The 25,368-nt window shown below is 64.0% G+C and carries 22 protein-coding genes, 4 pseudogenes and 1 riboswitch; of the genes and pseudogenes, 16 read left to right on the top strand and 10 right to left on the bottom strand.

Features of this window, described 5'->3' with window-relative positions; all coding sequences use genetic code 11:
* The first annotated feature begins 282 nt into the window (after nt 1-282).
* The 7 genes and pseudogenes from F0Q45_RS12275 to F0Q45_RS12245 all read left to right on the top strand — a co-directional run bounded on the left by F0Q45_RS12275 (nt 283) and on the right by F0Q45_RS12245 (nt 8,111).
* Nucleotides 283-972 (top strand): annotated as a pseudogene (locus tag F0Q45_RS12275) (DUF899 family protein).
* The gene (locus F0Q45_RS12270) at nt 969-1,445 is read left to right on the top strand and encodes an ATPase (protein WP_149654217.1); all 477 of its coding nucleotides are present in this window, start codon (nt 969-971) and stop codon (nt 1,443-1,445) included. The pseudogene F0Q45_RS12275 and the gene F0Q45_RS12270 overlap by 4 nt, the downstream one beginning before the upstream one ends.
* A gap of 422 nt (nt 1,446-1,867) precedes the next feature.
* Nucleotides 1,868-2,320 carry a Fur family transcriptional regulator gene (locus tag F0Q45_RS12265; protein ID WP_188112903.1) on the top strand — a complete coding sequence of 151 codons (453 nt, stop codon included), beginning with the start codon at nt 1,868-1,870 and terminating at the stop codon, nt 2,318-2,320.
* A gap of 36 nt (nt 2,321-2,356) precedes the next feature.
* Nucleotides 2,357-4,597 (top strand): catalase/peroxidase HPI, encoded by a 2,241-nt coding sequence (katG, locus tag F0Q45_RS12260; RefSeq protein ID WP_149654216.1) that lies wholly within the window; start codon nt 2,357-2,359, stop codon nt 4,595-4,597.
* A 609-nt stretch (nt 4,598-5,206) separates the two neighbouring features.
* Nucleotides 5,207-5,902 (top strand): cutinase family protein, encoded by a 696-nt coding sequence (locus tag F0Q45_RS12255; protein WP_149654215.1) that lies wholly within the window; start codon nt 5,207-5,209, stop codon nt 5,900-5,902.
* A gap of 703 nt (nt 5,903-6,605) precedes the next feature.
* On the top strand, nt 6,606-6,905 hold the full coding sequence (locus F0Q45_RS12250) for a PE family protein (RefSeq protein ID WP_149654214.1): 300 nt from the start codon (nt 6,606-6,608) through the stop codon (nt 6,903-6,905).
* A 30-nt stretch (nt 6,906-6,935) separates the two neighbouring features.
* The gene (locus tag F0Q45_RS12245; protein WP_149654213.1) at nt 6,936-8,111 is read left to right on the top strand and encodes a PPE family protein; all 1,176 of its coding nucleotides are present in this window, start codon (nt 6,936-6,938) and stop codon (nt 8,109-8,111) included.
* 43 nt (nt 8,112-8,154) lie between these two features.
* Here the strand turns inward: F0Q45_RS12245 and F0Q45_RS12240 are convergent.
* Both F0Q45_RS12240 and F0Q45_RS12235 read right to left on the bottom strand, forming a co-directional pair.
* Nucleotides 8,155-8,776, bottom strand: a pseudogene (locus F0Q45_RS12240) (hypothetical protein).
* A gap of 74 nt (nt 8,777-8,850) precedes the next feature.
* Entirely contained in the window at nt 8,851-9,054 is a 204-nt protein-coding gene (locus tag F0Q45_RS12235) for a hypothetical protein (protein ID WP_149654212.1), read from the bottom strand.
* Between the two features lie 586 nt (nt 9,055-9,640).
* On the opposite strand from F0Q45_RS12235, the gene F0Q45_RS12230 reads away from it, so the two are divergent.
* From F0Q45_RS12230 to F0Q45_RS12215, 4 genes are all read left to right on the top strand, one after another.
* A complete protein-coding gene (locus F0Q45_RS12230; protein WP_149654211.1) occupies nt 9,641-10,654 on the top strand; it encodes an NADP-dependent oxidoreductase in 1,014 nt (337 codons plus the stop codon).
* Between the two features lie 53 nt (nt 10,655-10,707).
* Nucleotides 10,708-11,550, top strand: a complete 843-nt coding sequence (locus F0Q45_RS12225) for a glycoside hydrolase family 16 protein (protein ID WP_149654210.1) — start codon at nt 10,708-10,710, stop codon at nt 11,548-11,550.
* Between the two features lie 95 nt (nt 11,551-11,645).
* Nucleotides 11,646-11,915 carry an EF-Tu/IF-2/RF-3 family GTPase gene (locus F0Q45_RS12220; protein WP_149654209.1) on the top strand — a complete coding sequence of 90 codons (270 nt, stop codon included), beginning with the start codon at nt 11,646-11,648 and terminating at the stop codon, nt 11,913-11,915.
* 112 nt (nt 11,916-12,027) lie between these two features.
* A complete protein-coding gene (locus tag F0Q45_RS12215; protein WP_149654208.1) occupies nt 12,028-12,288 on the top strand; it encodes a hypothetical protein in 261 nt (86 codons plus the stop codon).
* Nucleotides 12,289-12,344: 56 nt separating this feature from the next.
* Here the strand turns inward: F0Q45_RS12215 and F0Q45_RS29250 are convergent, their stop codons facing one another.
* Both F0Q45_RS29250 and F0Q45_RS12205 read right to left on the bottom strand, forming a co-directional pair.
* On the bottom strand, nt 12,345-13,163 hold the full coding sequence (locus F0Q45_RS29250; protein WP_262490968.1) for a hypothetical protein: 819 nt from the start codon (nt 13,161-13,163) through the stop codon (nt 12,345-12,347).
* A gap of 237 nt (nt 13,164-13,400) precedes the next feature.
* Nucleotides 13,401-13,622: pseudogene (locus F0Q45_RS12205) on the bottom strand (NAD-dependent epimerase/dehydratase family protein); the annotation flags it as partial.
* Nucleotides 13,623-14,286: 664 nt separating this feature from the next.
* Here F0Q45_RS12205 and F0Q45_RS30190 point away from each other — a divergent pair.
* The 3 genes from F0Q45_RS30190 to F0Q45_RS12190 all read left to right on the top strand — a co-directional run bounded on the left by F0Q45_RS30190 (nt 14,287) and on the right by F0Q45_RS12190 (nt 15,807).
* Complete coding sequence (locus F0Q45_RS30190; protein ID WP_149654207.1) at nt 14,287-14,934, top strand: PE family protein; 648 nt, start codon at nt 14,287-14,289, stop codon at nt 14,932-14,934.
* Nucleotides 14,935-15,071: 137 nt separating this feature from the next.
* On the top strand, nt 15,072-15,353 hold the full coding sequence (locus tag F0Q45_RS12195) for a hypothetical protein (RefSeq protein ID WP_149654206.1): 282 nt from the start codon (nt 15,072-15,074) through the stop codon (nt 15,351-15,353).
* Nucleotides 15,354-15,402: 49 nt separating this feature from the next.
* Nucleotides 15,403-15,807 (top strand): NYN domain-containing protein, encoded by a 405-nt coding sequence (locus F0Q45_RS12190; protein ID WP_149654205.1) that lies wholly within the window; start codon nt 15,403-15,405, stop codon nt 15,805-15,807.
* 625 nt (nt 15,808-16,432) lie between these two features.
* Here F0Q45_RS12190 and F0Q45_RS12185 read toward each other — a convergent pair.
* The 3 genes from F0Q45_RS12185 to tpx form a co-directional block, all read right to left on the bottom strand.
* Nucleotides 16,433-17,185: a class I SAM-dependent methyltransferase gene (locus tag F0Q45_RS12185; protein ID WP_149654204.1), complete on the bottom strand. Its 753-nt coding sequence runs from the start codon at nt 17,183-17,185 to the stop codon at nt 16,433-16,435.
* Between the two features lie 417 nt (nt 17,186-17,602).
* Complete coding sequence (locus F0Q45_RS12180) at nt 17,603-19,243, bottom strand: PPE family protein (RefSeq protein WP_149654203.1); 1,641 nt, start codon at nt 19,241-19,243, stop codon at nt 17,603-17,605.
* Between the two features lie 155 nt (nt 19,244-19,398).
* Nucleotides 19,399-19,615, bottom strand: a riboswitch (cobalamin riboswitch).
* 328 nt (nt 19,616-19,943) lie between these two features.
* Complete coding sequence (tpx, locus tag F0Q45_RS12175) at nt 19,944-20,441, bottom strand: thiol peroxidase (protein ID WP_149654202.1); 498 nt, start codon at nt 20,439-20,441, stop codon at nt 19,944-19,946.
* 121 nt (nt 20,442-20,562) lie between these two features.
* On the opposite strand from tpx, the gene F0Q45_RS12170 reads away from it, so the two are divergent.
* Together F0Q45_RS12170 and F0Q45_RS12165 are read left to right on the top strand one after the other, a co-directional pair.
* Entirely contained in the window at nt 20,563-21,513 is a 951-nt protein-coding gene (locus F0Q45_RS12170; RefSeq protein ID WP_149654201.1) for a GlxA family transcriptional regulator, read from the top strand.
* Nucleotides 21,514-21,531: 18 nt separating this feature from the next.
* Nucleotides 21,532-22,281, top strand: a complete 750-nt coding sequence (locus F0Q45_RS12165) for a DJ-1/PfpI family protein (RefSeq protein WP_149654200.1) — start codon at nt 21,532-21,534, stop codon at nt 22,279-22,281.
* Between the two features lie 307 nt (nt 22,282-22,588).
* On the opposite strand, the gene F0Q45_RS12160 is transcribed toward F0Q45_RS12165, so the two are convergent.
* From F0Q45_RS12160 to F0Q45_RS29900, 3 genes and pseudogenes are all read right to left on the bottom strand, one after another.
* On the bottom strand, nt 22,589-23,341 hold the full coding sequence (locus F0Q45_RS12160; protein ID WP_149654199.1) for a YqjF family protein: 753 nt from the start codon (nt 23,339-23,341) through the stop codon (nt 22,589-22,591).
* A gap of 387 nt (nt 23,342-23,728) precedes the next feature.
* Nucleotides 23,729-23,979: pseudogene (locus F0Q45_RS29245) on the bottom strand (alpha/beta fold hydrolase); the annotation flags it as partial.
* Nucleotides 23,976-25,368, bottom strand: a 1,393-nt coding sequence (locus tag F0Q45_RS29900) for a thioesterase domain-containing protein (RefSeq protein ID WP_149654198.1), incomplete at its 5' end; no start/stop codon positions are given. The pseudogene F0Q45_RS29245 and the gene F0Q45_RS29900, both read right to left, overlap by 4 nt.

The raw sequence follows: 25,368 nt of genomic DNA, 5'->3' as shown, positions 1-25,368 counted from the left end.
GTTGCCGAAGTGCGGCCTGAGCTTCTGAGCCATGATTGTGCCTTTCTGGACCCGGCGGCCCCCGACGGTGGCGCCGCCGCGCCGCAGCATTCCCCCTGCGCTATCAGCTCAAACAATCTGGGGACGCAAGCGGTCGATGCTACGCCGGTTCGCGCCTGCACGGAACACAACAGCGTGCGGCTGTTGTCCAAGCGGCACGCGGTCGCAGTTCGCCGATGAATTTTGGCCCCGCCGCCGGTCAGACCCATACAACAGGACACATCGACAGCGAAGGTGGAAATCATGGCCAACGCACTACCACCCATCGTGGATCACCAGACTTGGCGCGCCGCGCTCGACGAACTGCGCAAGCGTGAGAAGACCGCCACCCGTGAACTGGATGCGATCGCCGCGCAGCGGCGCCGGTTGCCGATGGTCATGCTGCCCGAGTACACCTTGACCGGCGCTAACGGACCCATCCGCCTGGTCGACGTGTTCGACGACGACGCACAGCTCATCGTTTACTACCACATGTGGTCAGCCGGTGCCGACTGGCAGTGCGGCGGCTGCACGGGCTTCACGTCGCAATTCACACGGCTGGAGTTCCTCGACAACTACGACGCGCGCTTCGTCGTCGTCACCACCGGAGCGATCGAAGAGGCGTTAGCATACAAGTCCAAGGTGGGGAACCAGATGGACTGGTAATCGTCATCGGATAGTCCGTTTGCCGCTGACATGGACGCGCCACCGGGTGGGGGCTTCGCGGTCAACGTGTTTCTGCGCGACCGCGACACCGTCTACCGCACATGGCACACCAACGGGCGCGGCACCGAGCAGCTCAGCCACATTTTCGGTCTCATTGACATACTTCCTTGGGGCCGCCAGGAGGAATGGCTCGACTCACCGCCAGGTTGGCCGTCGCGGGCAACCTACTCTGGTTGGCTGGACTCGCCCGATATCGCCCGCGTCTACGGACCAAAGGACAACGCATGACCGTGAGCTGCCAACGCTACGTCGTCACCCGTACCATCGCCGCCAGTCCGGCAGCGATTTTCGCGGTGCTAGCGGATCCTTCGCGCCATCGCGACACCGAGCCCGGCGACTGGGTCCGCGGTGCGGTGGCCACCGCACCGATCTGCGGCGCAGGTCAAATCTTTGCGATGAACATGTATCTCGCCCGAGCCGGTGGTGACTACATCACCTACAACATGGTCAACGTGTTTGAAATGGATCGCGCCATCGGCTGGATGCCGGGACAGCTCGACAGTGCTGGAAACCACGCTGCCGGTGGTTGGGCGTGGCGCTACGACCTGGCCCCAAACGGCGACCACACCGACGTCACCCTTACCTACGACTGGACGGCCACGCCGCAGGACTTCCGCGACCAGGTCGGCGGGATGCCACCGTTCCCGAAGGACTACCTCGTGGCGTCGTTGGCGAGCCTGGAGCGATCAGTCACTACCTAGGCCCATGCGACACCGCGGTGCGGACGGTTGCTCACACCACGGACGATGGCCCGCGTCTGCCATAACGCGCTTGATCACATTCTCCGCGCTCGAAAGAGTAGGCAATAACGTTGGCCGCCAGGCCATTTAGTGTTCGCGATTGAAAATCGCGGCCGACCAACGTGCGGCCCGTCGCGAGGTCCAATGAGCCCTTGGATCCAAAGGTTAGCTGGTGTCGCGCTGCGCATAGCTCGGGACATGGGTCGGCGGTATCCCGGAGTTACGCGAGTCAAGCTGTAGCACAACGTGATTCGGTCGTACTAGGTCGACGCTGGGTAATGGCGGGTGGATGATCGTGGGGCGTCATGTTTCGCCGGCAGTGGCGTGTCGAGGCAGCCGACAAGAGTCTTGACTGATTCAAGAAAAGGCGTCATAGTGGCCAAGTGGCCTCGACGGCGGACTACACAGGCAAGCTGCGGATGGCCGATCTGCGAGTGACCCGCCCCAGGCTCGCTGTGTTAGAGGCCGTGGACGCTCACCCGCATGCCGACACTGAGACGATCTTTTCAGCAGTGCGGACCGGCCTGCCTGACGTTTCCCGCCAGGCGGTTTACGACGTACTCAATGCGCTCACCTTGGTAGGTCTGATTCGGCGAATTCAGCCCTCCGGATCAGTTGCGCGTTACGAATCCCGCGTCGGTGATAACCACCACCACGTCGTATGCCGGGCTTGCGGAATGATCGCTGATGTCGATTGTGCGGTCGGCGCGGCGCCGTGCCTGACTCCTTCGGACGACACCAACATTCTTGATGGCTTCATGCTTGACGAGGCTGAAGTCATCTACTGGGGCCTGTGCCCCGATTGCTCTACCGCAGTGCCCCGATCACAACCATGATCACAGCCCGATTCACTATTACCCGGAAGGAATGTTGTGTCATCCGATATCTCCGATAGCCGCCCTCCCCACCCAGAAACCAAGACGGCAAGCACCAGTGAAAGCGAAAACCCGGCGATCCCATCGCCCAAACCGAAAGCGCATGCGCCCCTGACGAACCGGGACTGGTGGCCGGACCAGGTCGACGTGTCGCTGCTACAGCCGGGCAATCCCCTGGCCAACCCGCTCGGCGAGGACTTCGACTACGCCAGCGAATTCGCCACAATCGACGTCGAGGCGCTCAAGGCTGACCTGTTCACCGTGATGACCACCTCCCAAGACTGGTGGCCGGCCGACTACGGCCACTACGGTGGTCTGTTCATCCGGATGAGCTGGCACGCCGCGGGCACCTACCGCATTCACGACGGTCGCGGCGGCGGCGGTCAGGGTATGCAGCGGTTCGCGCCGCTCAACAGCTGGCCAGACAACGCCAGCCTGGACAAGGCGCGGCGGCTGCTCTGGCCGGTCAAGAAGAAGTACGGCAACAAGATCTCGTGGGCGGACCTGATCATTTTCGCCGGCAACTGCGCGCTGGAGTCGATGGGATTCAACACCTTCGGTTTCGGCTTCGGCCGCGAGGACGTCTGGGAGCCCGAAGAAATCCTTTGGGGAGAAGAGGACGCCTGGCTGGGCACCGACAAGCGCTACTCCGGTGAACGCAACCTGGCGCAGCCGTACGGTGCCACCACCATGGGTCTGATCTATGTCAATCCCGAAGGCCCCGAAGGCAAGCCGGATCCGGTTGCCGCGGCGGTGGACATCCGTGAGACGTTCGGCCGGATGGCGATGAACGACGAGGAAACCGCCGCACTTATCGTGGGCGGCCACAGCTTCGGCAAGACCCACGGCCGCGGCGATCCTGATCTGCTTGGTCCCGAGCCGGAGGCCGCCCCGATCGAACAACAGGGACTGGGCTGGAAAAGCTCCTACGGCAGCGGCGCGGGTAAGGACGCCATGACCAGCGGCCTAGAGGTCGTCTGGACGCCCACCCCGACCAAGTGGGACAACTCCTTCCTGGAGACCCTGTACGGCTACGAGTGGGAGCTGACCAAAAGCCCGGCCGGCGCCTGGCAGTTCACCGCGAAGGACGGTGCCGGTGCGGGGACCATCCCGGATCCGTTCGGCGGGCCCGGTCGTGCCCCTACCATGTTGGTGACCGACATTTCGCTGCGTGAGGACCCGACCTACCGCCAGATCACGCAGCGCTGGCTGCACCATCCCGAAGAGCTAACCGTGGCGTTCGCCAAGGCGTGGTACAAGCTGCTGCACCGCGATATGGGCCCGATTAGCCGTTACTTGGGGCCATGGGTTGGCGAGCCACAGTTGTGGCAGGACCCGGTTCCGGACGTCGATCACGAGTTGGTCGACGCACAGGATGTCGCGGCGCTGAAGAGCAAGGTGCTCGCGTCCGGGCTATCGGTTCCGCAGCTGGTCAAGACGGCGTGGTCGGCGGCGGGGAGCTTCCGCCGTACCGATAAGCGCGGCGGCGCCAACGGAGCGCGGCTGCGTCTGGAGCCGCAGAAGAACTGGGCGGCCAACGAGCCTTCGGAGTTGGCGAAGATCCTGCCGGTGCTGGAGCGGATCCAGCAGGAATTCAACGACGCGGCATCCGGTGGCAAGAAGATCTCGCTGGCCGACCTGATTGTGCTGGCGGGGTCCGCGGCGGTGGAGAAGGCGGCCAAGGACGCCGGTTACGAGATTTCGGTGCATTTTTCGCCCGGGCGTACCGACGCCTCGCAGCAGAACACCGATGTGGAGTCGTTCGCGGTGCTCGAACCGCGGGCCGACGGTTTCCGTAACTATCTGCGGCCCGGCGAGAAAGCACCGCTCGAGCACCTTCTGGTCGAGCGGGCGTACCTGCTGGGGGTGACAGCCCCGGAAATGACGGTGCTCGTAGGCGGTTTGCGTGCGCTGGGCGCCAACCATGGTGGCAGCAAGCACGGGGTGTTCACCGACAAGCCGGGCGCGTTGACCAACGACTTCTTCGTCAACCTGCTCGACATGGATACGGAGTGGAAGGCGTCAGAAGCAGCGGAGAACGTCTACCAGGGCCACGACCGGGCCTCCGGCGAGCTCAAGTGGACCGCGACTGCCAATGACCTTGTGTTCGGGTCGAACTCGGTGCTGCGAGCGTTGGCTGAGGTGTACGCGCAAGACGACGCGAAAGGGAAATTCGTGGCGGACTTTGTCGCGGCCTGGGTCAAGGTGATGAATAGCGACAGGTTCGACCTCCAGTAGCAACCGCGGATCGTCGGCACCCCGCGAGACCACCCGTTCGTGGGGTGCCGGCAATTTCAACGGGCTGCAGTAACGACGATCGAGTCTCCCCCGGTTTGCCAGGCCGCCGTGCAGGTGGAGACGGAGACCTGCTCGTCCGGGTGGTTGGGGATCATTGAAGTGGACAGTCTCGCTGTTGGTGTCGATTCCGGTGACGACAAGGAAGTGATCGGGCTTGGTGCGCCGGTCGTTGCTGTTCCAGATGACTGCGAATTGACCCAGGCAATGATCTTGCGGTCGTCGGTGAGGTACTGCTGCCATCTCGATGCCTCCGCCGCCGTTGGTGTGGCTCGGGTCGGTGAGCTGCCATTACGGCGCTGTGGTATTGACGTTCGCGCGCCACGGCGGTCTGCTAGCTCGGCTCCTCGCTGAGGCAATATCGGTGTCGGGCGTGTGCTGAGGGTGATGCATGTCGGCGTGTCGTCGCCCTGCGCGCACGCTGGATGCCGGTAGCTGTAGAAGCCGAACGTCATTCCAAGCAGCGGTTGTCGTATTGTGTGCCGTCCGATCCAACAGCGCTTGGTTCTCGAAGCCGCCCACCGGTTGGAGCGGAATGGCTAACATCGTCTTGTGCGTGCTCTGCCTGCTCATAACTCAGTAACCATTGGTTTGGCGGGGGTTGCTATCTCGGCTGTGTCCGTGATCGCTGCAGCCCTGCTGCCGCCCGGCGCGCCCGGCGCGGCGCGGTCAGCCGCCGCGGCGAACTGTCCCCAAGTGGAAGTTGTCTTTGCCCGCGGCAGATATGAGTCGCCGGGCCTAGGCGCGCTCGGCAATGCCTTCATCAACGCTCTCGGCTCCAAAGTTGGGGGTAAGAGCATGGGCACTTACGCCGTGAAGTATCCCGCCGATACCGAAGTCGACGTCGGCGCGAACGACATGAGCCGGCACGTGCAGTACATGGTCACCACCTGCCCCGACACCAGGCTGGTGCTGGGCGGCTACTCCCTCGGCGCTGCGGTCGCCGACGTAGTGCTTGCGGTGCCCATGTCCGCGTTCGGATTCAACAGCCCGCTGCCGGCTGGCGCCGATGAACATATCGCCGCTGTCGCGCTGTTCGGCAATGGAAGTCAGTGGGTGGGTCCCATTACCAATTTCAGCCCGGTGTACAACGACCGGACCATCGAGTTGTGCCACGGCACCGACCCCGTCTGCAACCCGGCCGACCCAAACACCTGGAAGCAGAACTGGCCAGAACATCTGGCCAGTGCCTACATCCAGGCGGGCATGGCCAACCAGGCAGCCGATTTCGTCGCAGCCAGGCTCTGAGGTGTGTCGGGCCGTCTCAGGCTTTCAGATCATCTTCTCCCGGCTATGCCGGTGTTATGCCGTACCGCCTCAGTGAAGTGCGGGAGAAACATCGATGGCAACGCGTGCAATGCCTCGGGTGTTCCCCACACTGGCTCCGATTGAGGAAAAGCGGGGAGCATACCGTCCGCCGTGTTTACGAGCATATGAAAATGATAGAATCACGGCGAGAATTAATACCATTGACTCAACATATTCGAGAGCACACGTCATTTTCATAGAATCAGCATGAGTATTACTGTGGTGCCTGGAATTGTCCGTGCTAGCAAAATGAATGAACGCTGCGCGAGAAATTAGCATATTCCTGATGACGATGGACGAGCGGGCACCGGTGGTCTCTCGATTTCAGCGTACTGAGCAGGGCAGATGCCACGTGTAATGATGTCGGGCGGCGGGCTGGGAAGCGCGTTCACAAGTCACCGCCGGCCAATGGCAGCATGCTATCAGCAACCCGCCAACGTGAACGCATCAATAAAGATAAGGTTGCTGGTTGCGCCAGGCGCGTTTTTAAAATCAACGTGAATATTGGTGAAACTCGGAGATCAGAGCCACGTCGGGCGCGATCACGCGTTGCTTCGGCGAACGTTCTGTTCGTAGCGTCTCGTGACATCTAAGGCATTAACTTATTGGACGCCTTTCACCTGAATCTCGGAAGGGAGACGGAATGTCATTTGTAACGGCCTATCCGGAGATGTTGGCGGCGGCCGCGGGTAATGTCCAGTCGATCGGTGCCGCGTTGAGTGTGGGCAATGCGGCCGCCGCGGGGCCCACGACCGCGGTGGTTGCCGCGGCTGCTGATGAGGTGTCGGCGCTGACGGCGGCGCAGTTTGCCGCTCATGCTCAGCGGTATCAGGCCTTGGGCGCCCGTGCTGCCCGGATTCAAGAGGCGTTGGCGGCGACGTTGGCGGCCAGCGCGGGTTCGTACGCGGCCACTGAGGCAGCCAACGCGGCGTCGGCTGGCTAAGCGGCCTGGCATCAAGTGGGGGTGGGAAACATGGATTATGGCTTGCTGCCGCCGGAGGTGAATTCCGGGCGCATGTATACCGGACCGGGGTCCGGGTCGTTGCTGGCTGCCGCGGCCGGATGGACTGGGCTGGCCGCGGACTTGCACGCCGCGGCGGCCGGACATCGTTCGGTGATCTCCGGGTTGACCAGCGGTTCGTGGCTGGGTCCGGCGTCGGTGTCGCTGGCGGCGTCGGTGACACCGTTGGTGGCGTGGCTGGACAGCAGCGCCGCGCAGGCCGAACTGGCGTCGGGTCAGGCGGCCGCGGCCGCGGCCGCCTACGAGGCGGCGTTCGCCGCGACAGTGCCGCCGCCGGTGATCGCGGCTAACCGCGTTTTGCTGGCGGCGTTGATCGCGACAAACTTCTTCGGGCAAAACACTCCGGCGATCGCGGCCACCGAGGCGGAATACGTCGAGATGTGGGCCCAGGATGCGGCGGCGATGTATGGCTATGCGGGCTCCTCGGCGGCGGCGGCGCAGCTGAGCGACTTCGTCGAGCCGCAGGACGTCGTGAACCCCGCCGGGCTAGCCGATCAGGCCAGTGCGGTCGTGAATGCCCAGAATGACGCCGTCACCAGCAATGCGGCGAACATGGCGTCGGTGCTGAATCCCAGCATTACCGAGGCATTGCAGACGCTATCGGCGCCCATCTCGGGCAAGTCGATCGACGAATGGTTGGTCAAGTACACACCGCTGGACGACCTGGTGATGCTCTACAGCAAATACACGCTGCCCTACATTTCGGCAGGGCAGACGGGTGTGCAGATGGGCCAGTCCTTCGGGCAGATCAGCAACGGAGTTACCGCCATGACGTCGTTCGCGAAGGGGCTCGCGCCGGCGGCTACGGCGGTCGAAGGCGCGATCTCGGCGGCCGGGTCGGCGGCAACCAACACCGCCGCCCACGCCGGGGGCGTGGCGGCGAGTCTGGGCAAAGCACTGCCCATGGGTGCGTTGTCGGTGCCGCCGAGCTGGGCGCCGGTGACCGCCATGACCAACCCCGCCGTGGGGGCCCTAACCAACGCCGCAGCGATACCAGCCGCCGCCGAAGGCCTCAACACCCTGCCGATGACCCCCTTTGGGCAATTGATCGGAAATCACTACGGGCGCAACCTACCCAGCTACGGTTTCAGGCCCTCGGTCATGGCAAAACCCCCTGCTGCCGGGTGATACCCGGGCGCCACAGCTCGGTGGAATTTCAGTCACCGGCCAGCTATTTCGGCTGGCGCCATTCATTGATCTTGCGGCCCAGCGAATCCGCGGCGCTCGTGGCAGCGCGGCCGACGCCGTCGACGAAGCCGCCGAGGCCGTCACGAATGCCTTTGATCAACGGATCGTCGGACTGATCGAAGCCGTCTCTATAGTGCGGGCGGCCTCGCCCAGATCGTCGGACGAGGAGGCTTTGTCATCGTCAGCGCACCCCGGGTAGTGGCCGGACATCACCTTCCGTAGCCGCCGGTATCTGCCCATGTGGTTAGCGCGGCCGCCCGCAGCACCGAGAACGGGTGTGTCTGCAGCTCCAGATTGAGCAGCTTGAGCAGCCCGTCGCGCATGTCTCCGGCTCGTTCGTACGCCCTGGCCTGAGCCAAGAACGGCGCTGAATCCAGCTTGTCCAACCGGCTGCCGCCGGCGAGCTTCATCTCCACTCGGATCGCGGTATCCAGATCCTGGCAGTGTTGGCGCTCGCGCAGCATTCCCGACAGCAATTTCAAAATTTGGTCGAAGCCCTTGAGGCGACGCAGCGCGGATAACGCTGTCCGATCGGCGGGGTGTTCCCACGCGCGCGAACTGATTCCCGGGAAGGTAATGCGGGTGGTGGCGGATGTCTGAGACATGGCGCGCTCCCTCAATCGTCCGTATCAGAATACGAACATTGGGCGGAGCGTTACCTCACCAGCTGGCTAAGATGTCAGGCGGGCGCGTCCGCACTGGTCCATGCCCGGGTAGGAACGGCGGTACCGGCATCGCCGGCCATTGCGGCGGCACGTTGTCGCCCCAGGTATGCAGGGTGACGGCGCATCTCCGCGAGGAGCTGGCTGTCACGACGTTGGGCCGCAATCCAAGCCGGGTGCGAGTGCAGATAAATCACCGTTGCCTCCGATGCGTTCGCCACGATTGTCAACTCCTCCCACCCAACCGTCTCGGGTTTACGCGCTTAGGAGTCAGGATTGTTAGCAAACCTGTGATCAAACCGTGTCATTAGATGAGAATTCGCCGTGAATTTCGTCGCTATCCGACGTTGGTGCGCAACTCGCGCAGCTATAGCCGCGCCGATCTCTTCTTGATAAACCCGGTCTGAACTCGATATTTATTGCAAGAAGGGTCCTTGGTGGATGGCAACGTAATCATTTCAAATGCAACCATTGCCGTGGCGCAGAATAATGCGGTTATGACGACGGACCGGCTGTCGAGAGTCGTTGAGCAAGAAAAGTAATCGCACGGCACGGTTTGTGCAGGCCCAGTCTGCGGGGTCGGGCTGCGGCGGCCAAGCGACGACCCGTGTCGATAAGCCGCAATCAGTCCTTCCGACTCGGCAACGTGCCATCATGCCAAGGTGCGGCAGATGTGCTCCATTCCTGCGGGAATCCAGATGGCATCTAGCGATGTCGGTTGGGCGTTTAGGCCAGATCCAGGTTCACCGGCCGGATAACAGCCGCTTGCGATCGCCCTGACGACGGCGGTCAAGGTACGGTGCGGTCATGCCTGATCGAAACCGCCGATTCCTGCTGCGTGAACGCCCCACCGGTCGCATCGATCCGGGTACCTTCGAGCTCAGCGAGACGGAGGTGCCAGAAATCGGTCACGGGGAGGCGCTGGTGCGCGTCGACTGGATCTCACTCGATCCGACCAACCGCGGATGGATCAACGAAACGCCGACATATCTGCCGCCGGTAGGAATCGGTGCGGTGATGCGTGGAATCGGGTTGGGTGAGGTCGTTGGGTCGAAACACCCGAGCTATGCGGTTGGCCAAACGGTGCAGGGTCTTCTCGGCTGGCAGGAGTATGCGGTCGTCTCAGACGCGATGCCCTCGCAACCGGTTGACATCGCCGAAGGAGTCTCCCCAAGCGCTTACCTCGGCGCGCTGGGGTTGACCGGGCTCACCGCCTGGATCGGGATTCGTGAGATCGGCAAGCCGAAGCCGGGCGAGACGGTCGTGGTGTCGGCGGCAGCCGGCGCGGTCGGCTCGGTAGCCGGTCAGCTGGCCAAGGCCGATGGGGCACGCGTGGTCGGCATCGCGGGCGGACCGGAGAAGTGCGCGCTGCTGACCGAGCAGCTGGGCTTTGACGCCGCCGTCGACCACCGCGCCCCAAACTGGGCCGCTCAGCTGGCCGCCGCCACTCCCAACGGCATCGACGTCGACTTCGAGAATGTGGGCGGCGACATCATGGACGCGATATTCGCGCGGCTCAACATCCGGGCGCGTGTCGCGCTGTGTGGCCTGATCTCCGGCTACAACTCGGCGGACCCGCCGCCCGGGCCGCGCGCCTTCGGCAACCTGCTCGTCCAACGCGCAACACTGCAGGGGTTCATTGTTATGGATCACTTCGGCCAAGCGCCCGAGGCGATCGCCGAAATCGCCGGCCTGATGACCGAGGGCCGACTAACGCCTCTTGAAACCGTTGTTGAGGGCTTCGAGCAGCTGCCCACCGCGATCAACATGCTGTTCGACGGCAAGAACGTTGGCAAGCTCGTGGTCAAGCTGACCCGGTAGGCTCCACTCGCGCTTTCGCACCGTACGGGCTTAACTGCTATCGTCCCTGGCTTATGCCTGAGATGGATCGTCGGCGCATGATGCGGATGGCGGGCGTCGGTCTATTCGGCGTGCTGGGTGCGGCGATTCCTGCGCCGAAGGCGCTTGCCCTCCCCAACGGACACGACGTGCCCGCAGCGCCGGCGCCCAGTGGTCAGGCCGGCAACTATCTTTTTCATGACGAATTCGATGGCCCGGCCGGTTCGGCACCCGACTCCTCGAAGTGGACCGTAGCCCGAGCGCGTGAGCAGATGAAGGACCCGACGTATTGGGAGCTGCCCGAGAACGTTGGGCAGTACCGTGACGATCGTCAAAACGTCTTCCTCGATGGCAAGTCCAACCTGGTCATCCGTGCCGCGAAAGACGGTGCCACGTACTACTCGGGCAAGTTGGTCAGCCCGTGGCGGGGCGGAATCGGCCACATCTGGGAGGCTCGCATCAAATTTGACTGCTTGACCGCAGGGTGCTGGCCGGCCTGGTGGCTGTCCAACGAAGACCGCGGCGAAATTGACATCGTCGAGTGGTACGGCAACGGCAGCTGGCCGTCGGCCACCACCGTCCACGCCAAATCAAACGGTTCCGAATGGAAGACGTACAACATCGCGCTGGACAGCGGGTGGCACACGTGGCGATGCCAATGGGATGAGACCGGCATGCGCTTTTGGCAAGACTACGTGGACGGCGCGCAGCCGTACTTCGCCGTGGCGGCAAACTCATTGCCGGACTGGCCGTTCAACGATCCCGGCTACGCGGTGTCGCCGGTCGTTAATCTGGCGGTCGCCGGTTCCGGCGGCGGCGATCCCCGGCCCGGTACCTATCCCGCCCAGATGCTCGTCGACTGGGTCCGGGTCTGGTAGTCGCAAGGTCGCCGACGGGTAGCGCCTGCCTGCTGCTGGTCAACGGGTGCTCGCACGCTGCAGCCAACCCGTGCCGATCAGCGTACGGTTGCCACATGTTTCGCATGACGGTTCAGGACGTGTTCTTCATCCGTGGTCGCGGGATCGTCGCCACTGGCCGCGTCGAGTACGGGCAATTGCGGGTCGGCGACGAGGTACGGATCAACGACGGGTCCGGTGTGCGGGTCGACGCGATCGAGGCGTTTCGCAAGAAGATGGAAACCGCGGACGCGGGCGACAACGTCGGCTTGCTCTTCAAGAATCTCACCAAGAGCGATCTGGCTGCCGGAGACGTGATTACGTCGGCGGGCGCCTTTTTCGCCTAACGAAGCAGGCAGCGCAGCTGACATTTTAGTTGGGATCGGTAGCCACCCCACCGGCCTGTGCTAATCCCAACGGCGCCCAAGGAAGCGGCGCCCCAGGAAAGGAAATGAGCACATGAACATCGTCCCCACCAGTCTCGAAGAGAAGATCAGCCGCGTGGATCGCCAGCCAAGTCTGGTGATCGGGATAAGCCTCGGCCTGGTGGCGGCGTGGTCCTTCGTCCGGCTGATCTGGCTGCTGTACATCTCGATGACCTTCGGTTGGTTCGTCGGCTCGATGGCTTTCCACTTCGTACTGTGGGCAGTGGTGGGCATTACGGCCGCGGTTGCTGCCACCGCGTTTCTGCGCCGCTACCTCAAGGGCTCTGAAGGCTGACCGTCCTGATGGCTCGAGGTAGCCAGTCGTGCCGGACCCGTTCGGGTTCGGCACGTTCAGCGGTTTGCCATGCGACGCAGTGTGTTATCGAAGACGGCGTCGAAGGGTTGTTGGTGACAGCGCGACACCAGGCCGGTGAACGCGTCAAATCCGGTTGGGTCGAATTCGCGACCGACCGTCAGGCGGATGTCGCTACGATCAGCCACCTCTGCCGGATCGGCTGGATCGTGTCCGAACACTTCGGCCGCGTCGAACGCGCCGGTGGAGGCCACACCGACCACCGCGAAGCACTTGACCGGGGTAAAGCCGAGGCCTTCATCGGACACGTGATACCTGAAGTAACCGAACGTATCTGACAGCTCGTTGATATCGCTAACGGTCCACGAGGCCGGAAAATCGGTAATCGCAAATCGCGCATTGGGTCCGTGCTCTCTACCTTCCCCGGTCGCCGCGGCATCGGCGGGCGGCGCGTCTGGTACGACAAGCTGCGCATAGCGGTCTACCTGGACGTAGGCGGCCAGGTTGTCTCCGAAGTGATTGAGCACCTTCGGAACTCCGCTGCAGGGAGACGGTGCGTAGAGCGCTTCCGGGCGTTGCGGGCGCGGCGCAGCCGCGCCCGCAACGGGCGAGGTGGCGTTCCGCTGCAATCGCCCGGTCAACGAGTATCCCCAGTCGACCGGAAAGTCCGCGCTGGCCGGCAACGCAGCAGCCAAGTTCCAGTTTGTTCGCGACGCGAGGCTTGCGGACGTGGAGTGTGCGCGCGGTGCCGTCATCAATACGGTCGCTCCGCAGGCGCCGAGGACAGCAAGAGCGATAGCCCCCACCACCCGCGGCCAAGGCTGGCTGCGCACTCGCTGCGCGGCCAGGGATCCCATTCGTGCTCCTCACCGCGAGCCTAGCTGAGCGGCGTCCGCATCGCTACCGGTGCATTGCCGGCGTAAAGACTATCGCGGTATCCCGGCGCTGAAGCTGATCGACACAGCAAGCCCCTGATTCCCTACTTGCCGATGCCGACGAAAGTGGCCAGCTCGCGGCGAGCGGCCCGAACGGAATTGGCAACGACCGTGGCGCGCAAGTTATTTCGTTGTGAGTCTACTCATTGTGCGGGTGCTTCAGTTGCTCACGAACTCCGGGTGGAACTTGGCCACCATTCGACGCATCCCATCGCGCCAGTCGACTGTGGTCCCGCTGTCGATCAGTTCGTGGAGGCGGGTCAGGTCATCGGGATTTCCGCGCAGCGCCGGTGCGCCTTCAATGAACACCGGCTCCCTGCCGATCAGGGCGCCCAGGTAGGCGCACCACTCCTGAATACTGACGATGTGGTCGCCGGCCCAGTCTGCGCGCGCGTCAGGGTTGGCAAAGCGCGCGACGCCCCAGACTTCGTTGCCGGCAGCCAGGGCGCGGGCGACCGGAGCGGCAACCTGACCCGTCACGCCAGTTATCAGGATTTTCGAGTCACGCAGCACCCTGATGCTAAGCGGCTGGTGTGTACCGACGGCTGATGACGCGCGACAATAAGCTCAATCGCCGGCGGTATTCAGGCGATCGGACTTTTGCGCTTTTCGCCCAGTTCAATCGTCACCGTTGAGATCTCCAATCGGTGCCGAATCTGGAAAGGGTGAAAACCGCAGAGCGGCTACTCCTAAATCACAGTTCGCAGCGGCAATCGGAAGCCGAATTTAGCAGGGTGGCTGCATAACTGCCGCGCTGCTTTTGCGCATTGTGCTCATGCGAGGGCGGCGGGTCATGGCAAGCTGGTGTGGCGCGCCTCACGACTCGGCAGCTGAAATGGGATTCGTCACAGGTGCTAATGCTCGTCCGAAAGAAAGCTGCTGGCCAGACTTCCCGCAGGCCTTAGACTTAGAGGATCGTCCAGCACCGCTGGACCGGAGTTTGCGGCGGTAGTCGCGCCACAGGCCCCGCTGATCGCCTGCATTGCTCGGCGATCACAATGAACGGTTTGTGTCGCGCACAAGTACACACAGGAGCAGCAAGCAGATGGACACCATGTCACACGATCCGGCAGCAGGTGACATTGGCTCACAGCTGGTCGACCTTGGGAGCCAAGGCATCAGTGCGGGTAGCACCGCGGCGATGACGGTGCTGACCGGCCTTATCCCCGCGGGGGGTGAGGAGGTTTCGGCGCAGGCGGTGATGGCATTCGCGCAGGAAGCCGCCTCGATGTTGGCGTCCAACGTAGCGGCGCAAGAAGAGCTGATGCGGACCGGTACGGCGTTGACAGACATCGCGCGAATGTATGGGGACGCCGACGACAGCGCCGCTGACGTTCTGGCCTTCCGGGGCGCTGCGATGTCCCGACCGGCCGCGGCCAGTACCGGGGCGCTGGTGGGTAGCGGACCGTTGGGAGCGGGGGCACTTGCGTCGCAAGCTGGCGCCGCGGCGCAGACGCCACTGGTGTCTGAGGCGATCGGAGCGTCATCTTCGCCCGTCGTCTCGGCAGCCGCCAACGCCGGCGCGTCGGCAATGAGTGGCGCTGCACCTCTGAGCAGTGGGATGGGCACGGGTGCCGCACCGACCGCGGGTGGCTCCAGAGCCGGGCTGGCGTCTGCTAATGAGCCCGCGAAGTCAGATGAATCGGAACGCGAAGAGCCAAAGGACCTGCCCGTAGGCGAGCAGTTGGCGTAACGAGACGTCGCGGTGCCGCATCAGCGAGACGGCACCGGCGTCGGGGCTCTGTTCGCAGCGCATCGCCAACGTGAGTGGCGGCTCCCCTACGCTAGCGCTGTCACGTGATAGCGCCGGAAGCGAAAGTGAGGGGTCTAGTGACCAACCCTGACATGGCCACGATCTTGAAAAACATGAAGATCCCGGAGCGGATGACCGGCAGTCAGGCCCTGCGTGACTTCTTGCTCATCTACAGCGACGACGAAGAAACGCTGGCGAATAACCCCGAGCGGGTCAAGCAGTTGAATGGATTGCTCATCCTTTCACACCTCGAGGTCGTCAACGCGCTGGGCGCGTTGGAAGCCGCCGCTGCCGAACAGCACGCCGAGCAGTTCCGTAAAGAGATCAACAAGAGGTACCGAAAGCGTCGCTGGTTTTGACCCGATGACTTCGGGGGGTCGTCGCATCGTTTGGTCGTACCGTTGAGTGGTGCGATGGATTGTCGACGGTATGAACGTGATCGGATGTCGCCCGGACGGTTGGTGGAAGGACCGTCACGGCGCGATGGTTGCGTTGGTGGACAAGCTTGACAGTTGGGCTCGCGATCCGGAAGGCGCTCAAGGTCACGGCGTGACGGTGGTATTCGAGCGGCCGCCGGCGACCCCGATTCGCGCTTCGGTGATCGAAGTGGCGTATGCGCCCCAAGCGGCGGCCAACTCGGCCGATGACGAGATCGTCCGGCTGGTGACAGCCGACGCCCGGCCGCACGAGATTCGGGTTGTCACATCAGACAAAGCGCTGACCAATCGGGTCTCAGGTCTTGGTGCCGGCGTATGTCCCGCTGAAAGCTTCCGCGACCTCGTTGACCCGCGCCGCCAGACCCGCGAAGCATGATGTGGCGCAATGACTTTCGCGTATCAACCGGGTGTGTCTTGTTCAGCGCGACGTTTCGATTATTCGGGTTCCGATGAACCGAATTATTTTCCGGCGCAACGGTATTGGCGCGCTGCCCACCTGTTTATTGCGGCGGCCGCATGTCGGAGGTGCACCCCGAGGACGATCTGCTCGGCGACTTCGATACCTCCCGCGAGGTGCATTACGCCGCGTTGCGGCGAGGTGATCCGCCGGTGGTGAACGCCTGATCTGCTCGATGTGCTCAGTTCACTCGCGAGTTCACCTCGGTGGCTGCTCGCGAGGTCGTCGACGGCGTTACCTTCCTCGCGCGGGCACTTTTCGTGATGCTGGCCGCGACTTACCCAGCCTGCGTCGGGAGATCCGCGGCAATCTGCAAGCTGTGGAGCGCCAAGACTCCGGCAACACCGCGATCGGCTAGGGCAGGGACGACGACCTCACCGGCCCCAGACCGTGAGTACGCCGAAGTCTCGGTCCTGGCGTCGCTTCCAGCGGCCCGCTCTGAGGCCACTTTCCTGGTCAAACATCAACCCCTACGGTCGATTCCGGCTTGAAAGCCTGGGCACTACCTTCGGAAAAGGAACATAACGTGGCGCTCAGTCGCCTCTCATCGGGCGGTCGGAGCAGCGGGGAGGCGATAGACGGAGACGTGAGAACGGGACTCCGCGGTAAACGCGGCACCCGACCAGTCCGCGTGCCGACTTTCCAATTCGAATCCGGCAAGTTGAGCCATCAAGTCAAGCTCAGCTGGCCAGACGTAGCGGTGCGGGCTGCGGAACAGTTGAGCTTGTTTTCCCTCCCCGAAGTGGAAGTGGTGCGAGACAACCCGCTGGTGCGCGACGTCCCAGGTGTCCACGCCGAGATAACCGGGCTCGGAATGAAATACTGTGGCTTGCTGTCCTGGCGGGAGCGTGCGCAACTCGGGCACCCACAGCTCGATCACGAAACGGCCGCCAGGGGTGAGGTGGCGCGCTGCGTTGTGGAAGCAGGCGACTTGCTCGGCTTGGGTTAGCAGGTTAGAGATCGTGTTGTAGACCAGGTAGACGAGGGTGAATTCGCCCGGGGCGAGGGTGGAGGCCATATCGCCGGTGACGACGGGAATGGCTGCGTCGTCGGCCTTTTCGCGGAGTCGGGCGATCATCGCGTGGGACAGTTCGATGCCGGTGACGGACACACCCCGCTCGGCCAACGGGATGGCCACCCGGCCGGTTCCAATAGCGAATTCTAGCGCTCGGCCATCTGCCGCGAGTTCGACGAGGCGCTCGACCGTCGGCCCCAGCACCTCGGGGGCGAACATGCCGGTGCCGATAGTGTCATACCGCTGCGCCGCGGCGGAATCCCAGATCTGCTCTTGGAGCACGGCGCTGATTCTGCCGGCCGGCCCATCGCGGCGTCCAACGGTTATCTGCCAGCACGCCACGTCACCGCTAACTCTGACAGTGCCTCGGGTCGGCTTGTGGGTTCGCCAACGTCTCGGGATCGGGCCTCAGCCCCGCCGCAATGTCGTCGATGCCGCGGCCAGCTCAGCCAATAGTCGACGCTGCCGGTAATGGAACCGACCCCGTAGCGCTTGAGCAAGCTCATATTCATCGACGTTGGGACCACGGGAATGAGCATCGACCTTCCGATCCTCGATCGTTAGCCGTGCACCACCATTTGAACACCAGGCCGCCCCAGCCCGCTGTCTATCGACAACACCCAAAACGACCATCGCTTGGGAGCGCCCACTTTGCGCTCCCGGTCAGCGCAGCCAGTCCCCCGGGAACTACTCGCCGTGTCACGACAAGCACTCCTCTACTTCCCAGGTGCTTGGAATCATCGGCACCCGCGGACCATACGCATCCTCGTCGACCGTGACCAATCCCGCTGCTCCGGCGCCGTCCTGGTGCGCGATTCCGGCAAACCCGAGGGTTCCCGCGCTCTCATCCGAAGCAGTCACCGGTTCCAAATCTGCGTATTCATAGCCGCGACCGAGTTCCTGGACCTTCGCCCGCCGGCGCCGGGGCGTGCCGGTTGCCTCCTGGGGCATCGCCGCGTCCGCTGGGGCTTCGGCGCAATCGTGCTCCGGTGCCCTCTTTCGCACGCCGGTGCGGGCCGCTCCTTGTGCGGTCGCGTCCAGGGCACTGACCAGGTAGCCGTAGTTAGACACGCCGGTCCCGGTGGCTCCCGGTGGCGCGCTGGCAGGCGGCGGTGGAGCAGGCGTGGCGGCCGGCGCGTTGGTGGGTGCGGTAGCCGGCGTCGGGCCAGCAGTTGGGCTGGGTGGGGTCGAAACGTGGGGAGCGAGCGCGGCCAGGGGCGGCGTGACCGACGCCGTTGCCGGCAGGACCGGCGCCAGAGCTAACGCCAAGCCCTTAACGCCAATTGGTGCCAGCACAGCGCTGGCAGCCAGCGGCATTGCGCCGGCCGCCAGCATCGGCAAAATGGCCGGAAGCGCCACGATAAGCGCCTGCTCGAGCAGTGTCTTCAACAGCGCGATGGTGTCAGTGAGGATCGTGCCAATGGCCTCGATCGTGACGGCCAGAATGGTGAAAGCGATCGTGACCGGGTTGCCGGTAGCGAACGCTGCCGCGAGGTCCGCTGCGATGAATGAGAACGTTTCCGACAGCAGGGCAACATAGGTCGCAATGTCCATCGGGTAGCCCAGGGCTAACGCGATGTTGAGCGGGCTGAGGTAGGTCAGCGGATCCATCAGGATCAGTAGATACGGATCAAACGCGAACAGCGCCTGCAAGAAGGGGATGTGCGCAATCCAGTTGATGATGGGTTGGATGACGTTGTTAAAGAACGCGGTGTATCCGATGGCATTCAAGAAATCCAGGATCCACTTCTGCCAGTCCGGGGGGGTCGGCCACTCGGCGGCAGCGACGGCCGGAGCGTCGGACTTCACGATCTTCGGCGCAGGCGGTGTCTGTGGTACCGAAGCGACCGCCGCCGTGGTGACCGCCTGATAGGTGCTCATCACGGTGGCGGCCTGGATCCACATCCGTACATAGTCGGCTTCGTTGAGTGTGATCGGGACGGTATTGATGCCAAAGAAATTCGTAGCCGTCAGCACCGCGTGGGCGGCGTGGTTGGTGGCCAGCTCGGCCAGGGTGGGCATCGTGGCCAGGGCGGTGCTGTAGGCGGCGGCCGCGGCTTCCTGTTGGGCGGCGGTTGCCGCGCTGTTAGCGCTGGCCTGTATCAGCCACGCTAGATACGGCGCGTTGGCGGCCGCGTAGGCCAGCGCACTGGTGCCGGCCCAGGCCCCGGCTTGCACGTTAGCCAGCAGAGCGGACAACTCCTCGGCCGCTTCGCTGTAGGTGACGCTGAGCGAACTCCACTCGGTTGCCGATGCCAGCAACGGGCCCGGTCCCGGGCCGCTGCTCAGCAGCGCGGAGTGCACCTCCGGCGGCGCTGCCAGCCATATCGGAGCGGTCATCGCTGCGTAACCATTCAGACGTCCTCCGATGCGGGATGCCCGTCGCCGGTAGGACGTGAAGCCGCCAGGGCCGATGGGCAGCAACCACAATGACGCAGCCTGGTCCTAGCACTATGGCCATCCGCCCAATCCACGAGGCGACGCGCGCGAACACAACGCGACCAGCGCAACTGGCAGGTCTTCGGACTCACAGGCACGCACTAAAGTTTGTGCACCTACTGACCGTCGCTTCCCAACCCCAAGGCTGTGGGGCCAGTGCCGATGACGGCGGTCGCTCCTGCATACCGCTGCGGGACAGTCCCGGAGTCACACCGGGTTCCCTCTTACGGCAAACCTGAACGAGCGTTTGCCGCCTGATGCCGACGACACACTAAGTTGACGCCAGAAAACCAGCCGCGCGCTTCGAGATTACCCATCACCCGTTCATTGAACCCAGCTGTCACAGCCGAGCCACAGGGAACACTCAGCGATTTTTCGACTCCAGCCAGGTGGCGATGCGCACGCTGGCATCAGCGTGATGGCGGGTTTGCTGGTAGCAGCGACCACCGCCATCGCACGGGAGCCGCCCACTTAGCACTCCCGGTCAGCGTCGGGAGCACCGAGCCTTCGCCGGAACACTCGCGCGCTACAAGATCTCGCTGCATGCCGACAGGAAAGGCACGCAAGGCCGACAAGCGCCAGCGCCGGAACTACCGGAGAACTAGGCGTCGACTGCCGCCAGCGCGGCATCGTAATCGGGCTCTTGCGCGATCTCCGGCACCAATTCGGTGTAGGCGACGTTGCCGTCGGCGCCGACCACCACGATGGCCCGCGCGAGGAGGCCCGCCATGGGCCCGTCGGTGATGGTGACGCCGTAGTCCTCGCCAAAGCTGTCCCGGAACGCTGAGGCCGCCTTTACCTTGTCGATCCCCTCCGCGCCGCAAAATCGCTTCATCGCGAATGGCAGATCTTTTGAAACGCACAACACCTTGATGCCGCGCGCGGCGGCGCGCTCGTTGAAGGCTCGCACACTGGCCGCGCACACCGGCGTATCGATGGACGGAAAGACATTCAGTACGAGGGTTTTTCCGCGGAATTGGTCAATGCCGACAGCCCCCAGATCGTCACCAGTCAGCGAAAAGGAAGGGGCCGGAGATCCGACGGCCGGCAGCTCGCCGACTGTGTTGATCGTGTTTCCGCGCAAGGTTATTTGTGCCATGGCCACAGTCTGCCAAGCCCGGCGCGGTTGCCGTTGGCCAGGTCCGCACTGATGAGTCTGTGTCCTAAATTGTGGGATACATGGCGTAGACGCCACACGATAGCCCGGCCAGACTGAGTCCATGGCTCGCACGGTGCTGATCGCCGCCTTCCCCGGGGTGCAGGCGCTCGACGTGGTGGGGCCGTTCGAGGTTTTTGCTGGGGCATCACTGCTGACTCAGCGTGGCTACGATGTCACGCTGGCCGCACCCGATGGGCAACCAGTGACCACCGGCACCGGCCTTGCCCTGATGGCTCAGCCGCTACCCGACCCGAGTGCCGCCGTGGACACCGTCGTGCTGCCCGGCGGCGCAGGGGTCGACGCCGCACGAGGCAACCGTGAATTGATTGACTGGATCAAGGTAGTCGCCGGCCACACACGTCGTCTCGTCACCGTCTGCACTGGTGCGTTCCTGGCGGCTGAGGCGGGACTGCTCGACGGTCACCGCGCGACCACCCACTGGGCCTTCGCCGACCGGCTAGCCCGCGAGTTTCCGGCCGTCGAGGTGGATCCCGACCCGATATTCGTGCGCAGCTCCGAGACGGTGTGGACCGCGGCGGGGGTGACCGCGGGAATTGATCTAGCGTTATCGCTGGTTGAGGACGATCACGGCACCGAGGTCGCTCAGACGGTCGCCCGCTGGCTTGTGCTGTATCTACGTCGCCCCGGCGGGCAAACCCAGTTCGCAGCCCCGGTCTGGATGCCGCGCGCCAAACGGACCTCGATTCGGCAGGTGCAAGAGGCGATTGAGGCCGAGCCCGGTGGCCCGCACAGCATCGGTGATCTGGCCCAGCGGGCGGCGATGAGCCCACGTCATTTCACCAGGGTGTTCACCGAGGAGGTCGGTGAGGCGCCGGGCCAGTACGTCGAGCGCGTCCGCACCGAAGCTGCCCGGCGGCAGCTGGAAGAAACCGACGACACCGTCGTGGCAGTCGCTAGCCGCTGCGGGTTCGGCACCGCGGAAACGATGCGCCGCAACTTTGTTCGCCGGGTCGGCATTTCACCGGATCAATACCGCAAAGCCTTCGCCTAACCACCGAGAAGAGCACCGATGACCCAAATCGCGATCGTCACCTACCCCGGCTTTACCGCGTTGGACATGATCGGCCCGTACGAGGTGCTGCGAAACCTGCCACGCACCGAGGTGCGTTTCGTTTGGCACGAACCGGGGCCGATCACCGCTGACTCCGGGGTATTGGTGCTCGGCGCCACCCACTCGCTGGCCGAAACTCCTTCCCCCCATTTCATTCTGGTGCCCGGTGGACCGTCGACACCGGTGCACGCGCGCGATGAGAAGCTGCTCGACTGGTTGCGGCGGGCCCATCGGACCACCAGCTGGACAGCCTCGGTGTGTTCGGGCTCGGTGATCCTGGCGGCTGCCGGCCTGCTCAAGGACCAGCGCGCCACTTCGCACTGGCTCACCCTTCCGGCGCTGAAGGCCTTCGGCGCCATCCCCGTCGCCGACCAGCGAATCGTGCATCAAGACAACATCATTACCAGCGCGGGAGTGTCAGCGGGACTCGACCTCGCGTTGTGGCTGGCCGCGCAGCTGGGCGGGGAAAGCCGTGCCAAGGCGATCCAGCTAGTCATTGAGTACGACCCGCAACCGCCGTTCGACTCCGGCCACATTTCCAAGGTGTCGGCGGCCACGAAAGCCGCGGCCACCGCGCTGCTGTCCAAGAACAGCGTGACGCCGGCCAACTTGTCGGCCGCGACAATGCTCGCGTGGCAGCAGGCGCTGGCGGCGGTCCGGTCGCGGCGGCGGTCTGAGGTTTACCGCGCTAAGTGGTCGAGCTGGTGAGTTCGTCGATCCTGGTCCTTGCGCCGAGATCGACGGTACCGTGACGTCCACTCGCGCTTTGTCGCGCTGGCGTCAGTCTCGATGTGTAACGGGCGAGCGCTGGATTCCTGACGGACCGATCCCGACGAATTTATGAGTGCGACCCGTCCGGTTTGGGCTGCAGGATGGTGTCGGTGGCCAGCCGGCCACCGGCCTCCAGCCAGGCGCCGACTACCCGCGCGGCGGGTTTTGGCTGTCCGGACTCGGCGACGTCCTATTGCGGCGGTCACGCACTAGCGGCTTCTTCCCTGTGCTGGCCTACTGAGCCTCACCGAACAAGACAGGGGCGCCCGAAACGCGTTCGCACACCGGGCGAATACAGCGCACGCAAGTGCTCGCCGACGGGCTGGACCCCGCTCGCGGCTGCCAGTTCGTCGTCCAGTTCGACGATCTGTGCCGCGTGCACAGGCCACGTTTCATGCTCGTTGGGCACCCACCACGTGCGGCCGGCCTTACGAGTGTGGGCGCCCCAGCGGGCGGTCAGCCAGATCTCCAGGGGCGTAGGGTCAACCACCTCACCGATGTCGACGGTGAGCCGGCTGCGTAGCCCGCGCCGCGGCCACCGGCGCACGCTCTGATAGGTTATCCGATTGCCAGACAACGTGACTCGCATTTTCGCCCAGGCATAAGGAACCCCCAGGCCGATCCGGGTGATGGGCACAACCGCGAGCCGCGCCGTTTCCAGAGATCTGAAGAGAACGCCGTGGCGGCCGTCGTCATCGATTGAATACAGCCGGATGTTGGTCTCCTGGAAGCTGCCAAAGTACGGAAGTGGAAGCGCGGTAGCGAGTTTGGTGCTGGTCATGAAAAACGGCACCAAGGCAATGTAGGTCATGCCATCGGCGAAGACGTCTGGTCGCGTCCCAGGCGGATACAGCTGGGCGACGGTTGCGGGCAACACCGGCCAGTGGACGAAAGTCACATGACTCCAACACTGGTCGAAGGTCACCGGACGGATCAGAGGCGGCGGAGTAACCGGGTAGCCCGCAAGCGCCGGGTGCTCAAACCCGAATTTGGACATAGTGCTTAGTACCCTGACTTGAAGCCGAGGTGGCTGGGGGCCTTGCGCTGGGTGTGAGGATTTCGGCTGGTCGCGTCGTGCCCGTTTGGCCAAATAGGGCTCGATCGCCCGCCACGCACCCGGACGGTCCTAAGGGTTGTAGACCGGCTCGGCACGCAGAGCCCATCGTTGACGTTGGCGTTGCCACGCCACGGCGTGGCGGTGTCGATGATCTGACCATCGGTAAAACATCTCCATTCCAATGGAAAAAAAGGGATTCCAGAACTGCCGGCGAGCGCGCTAATTCGTGGCGTTCGATGAAGCTTTTGGCGATCGGCACGATGGTCATAGTCTCAGCCCCCCAGCAGGTAGAACAGCTGGGCATCGAGCTCAGCCGCGACATCACGTGCTCGTGCTGATACGGCGTCGACGAGCCGACGACGAGTCGGTCGACACCAATCAGGCGGATATTGTGGTGGTCGGCGTAGCGACGGGCTCGGTCGGAAGCTGCCGGCGGGCGCCGGAGCGCCAGGCAGCCAGAACACCGCGCGCCCATGCGAGGCGCCGAATTCCGCGGAGCCGACCTGCCGGTTTTCACCGACGGCGATGTTTGCTTCTTGGGTCGCGCGATAGCTAGGCCATGCCGTGCAGCTTTTCACGTGGCGGGTCCCCGATGCACCTCATTGGCCCGAAGCGCGGCTGCAATCTGGTAGCCGAACGATTTCAGGGCTGCCGGGGTCAGCATCTGGTCGTGCGTGCAGTCGACGGGATGTTCGGTGATGCTCCCAGAAACGTATGGGCGCCAACGCTTTCTCGGCGACAAGCCGATGTTGCCGGACCGTGCCGAGAAGATGATCATGTCACCATCAAAGACTTCGGGCACGTGTTGTGACTGCAGTACCGCGTTGTTGTTGACGTTTCTGATGATGGTCTGCACGAGCTGACGGGACGGGGGTGCGAAGTCCGGCCCGTACTGCCGATGAGCCATCTCCAGCACGTCGCGTTCGGTCAGGGGTTCCAACACCGGCGCGTCAAGCGCCGTCGGGTCGAGCACGATGAGGCGTGCCACCACACATCCCTGCCGGCGCAGCTCCACGGCGACCTGATGGGCGACACCGCCGCCAAAAGACCAGCCGAGCAGGTGGTAGGGGCCTTCGGGGTGCAGCGCCTGAATGGTCTGCGCGTAGTACTTGGCCAGCTCGCGAATCGATTGTCCGATGTCGGGGTCTTGCTGCAGGCCAATGACGGGGCAATCCAGGTAGTCGCCCAGACCGCGGTACGGCCAGCTCAGCCCGCCGCCGGGCGGCAGACAGAACAGCGGCACCCCGACCCCGTCCTTGAGTGTCTCGACGGGCATGACTTCGGCCGAACTGCCGGCTGCGTCCAGCCGTCGGCTCAGGCTCTCGATCGTGGGCGCTTCGAACAACACGCGCACCTTGAGGTCGGTGCCTAGGGCCGTGTTGATCGCGGCGACCAGGCGCATCGACAGCAGCGAATCGCCGCCCAGGTCGAAGAACGACTCGTCGATACCGACGCGCTCGATCCCGAGCACCTGGGCGTAGAGGCCGGAAAGCATCTCCTGGACCGGGGTGGTCGGGGCGCGGTATCCCGCGGAGTCCACGTAGTGCGGTGCCGGGAGGGCGCGGGTGTCGAGCTTGCCGTTGGCGGTCAACGGGAGCGCCTCGAGCACCAGCACCGCAGCGGGCACCAGGTATGACGGCAGCAGGTCGTTGAGCCGGGCACGCACCTCGGTCGGGTCGACGGGTCCGGTGACGTACCCGACCAGACGCTTGCCGCCCGGCCCGTCTTCGCGAGGGATCACCACCGCTTGGGTCACCCCCGGATGGTCCGACAGCGCGGCGGCCACCTCGGCGCACTCGACGCGATGCCCGCGAATCTTGACCTGTCCGTCGGCGCGGCCGACGAATTCCAAGTCGCCCTGGGCATTCCAGCGCACCACGTCCCCGGTCCGGTACATCCTTTCCCCCCGCGCGCCGGCGCCTCCGAACGGGCACGCCACGAACCGCGACGCCGTCATCCCGGGCTGG

Origin of the sequence: Mycobacterium simiae (assembly GCF_008370645.1) — a bacterium.
Classification (GTDB): domain Bacteria; phylum Actinomycetota; class Actinomycetes; order Mycobacteriales; family Mycobacteriaceae; genus Mycobacterium; species Mycobacterium simiae_A.
The sequence above is the reverse complement of the archived record's forward strand: the minus strand, read 5'-3'. Positions and strand labels throughout refer to the sequence as shown.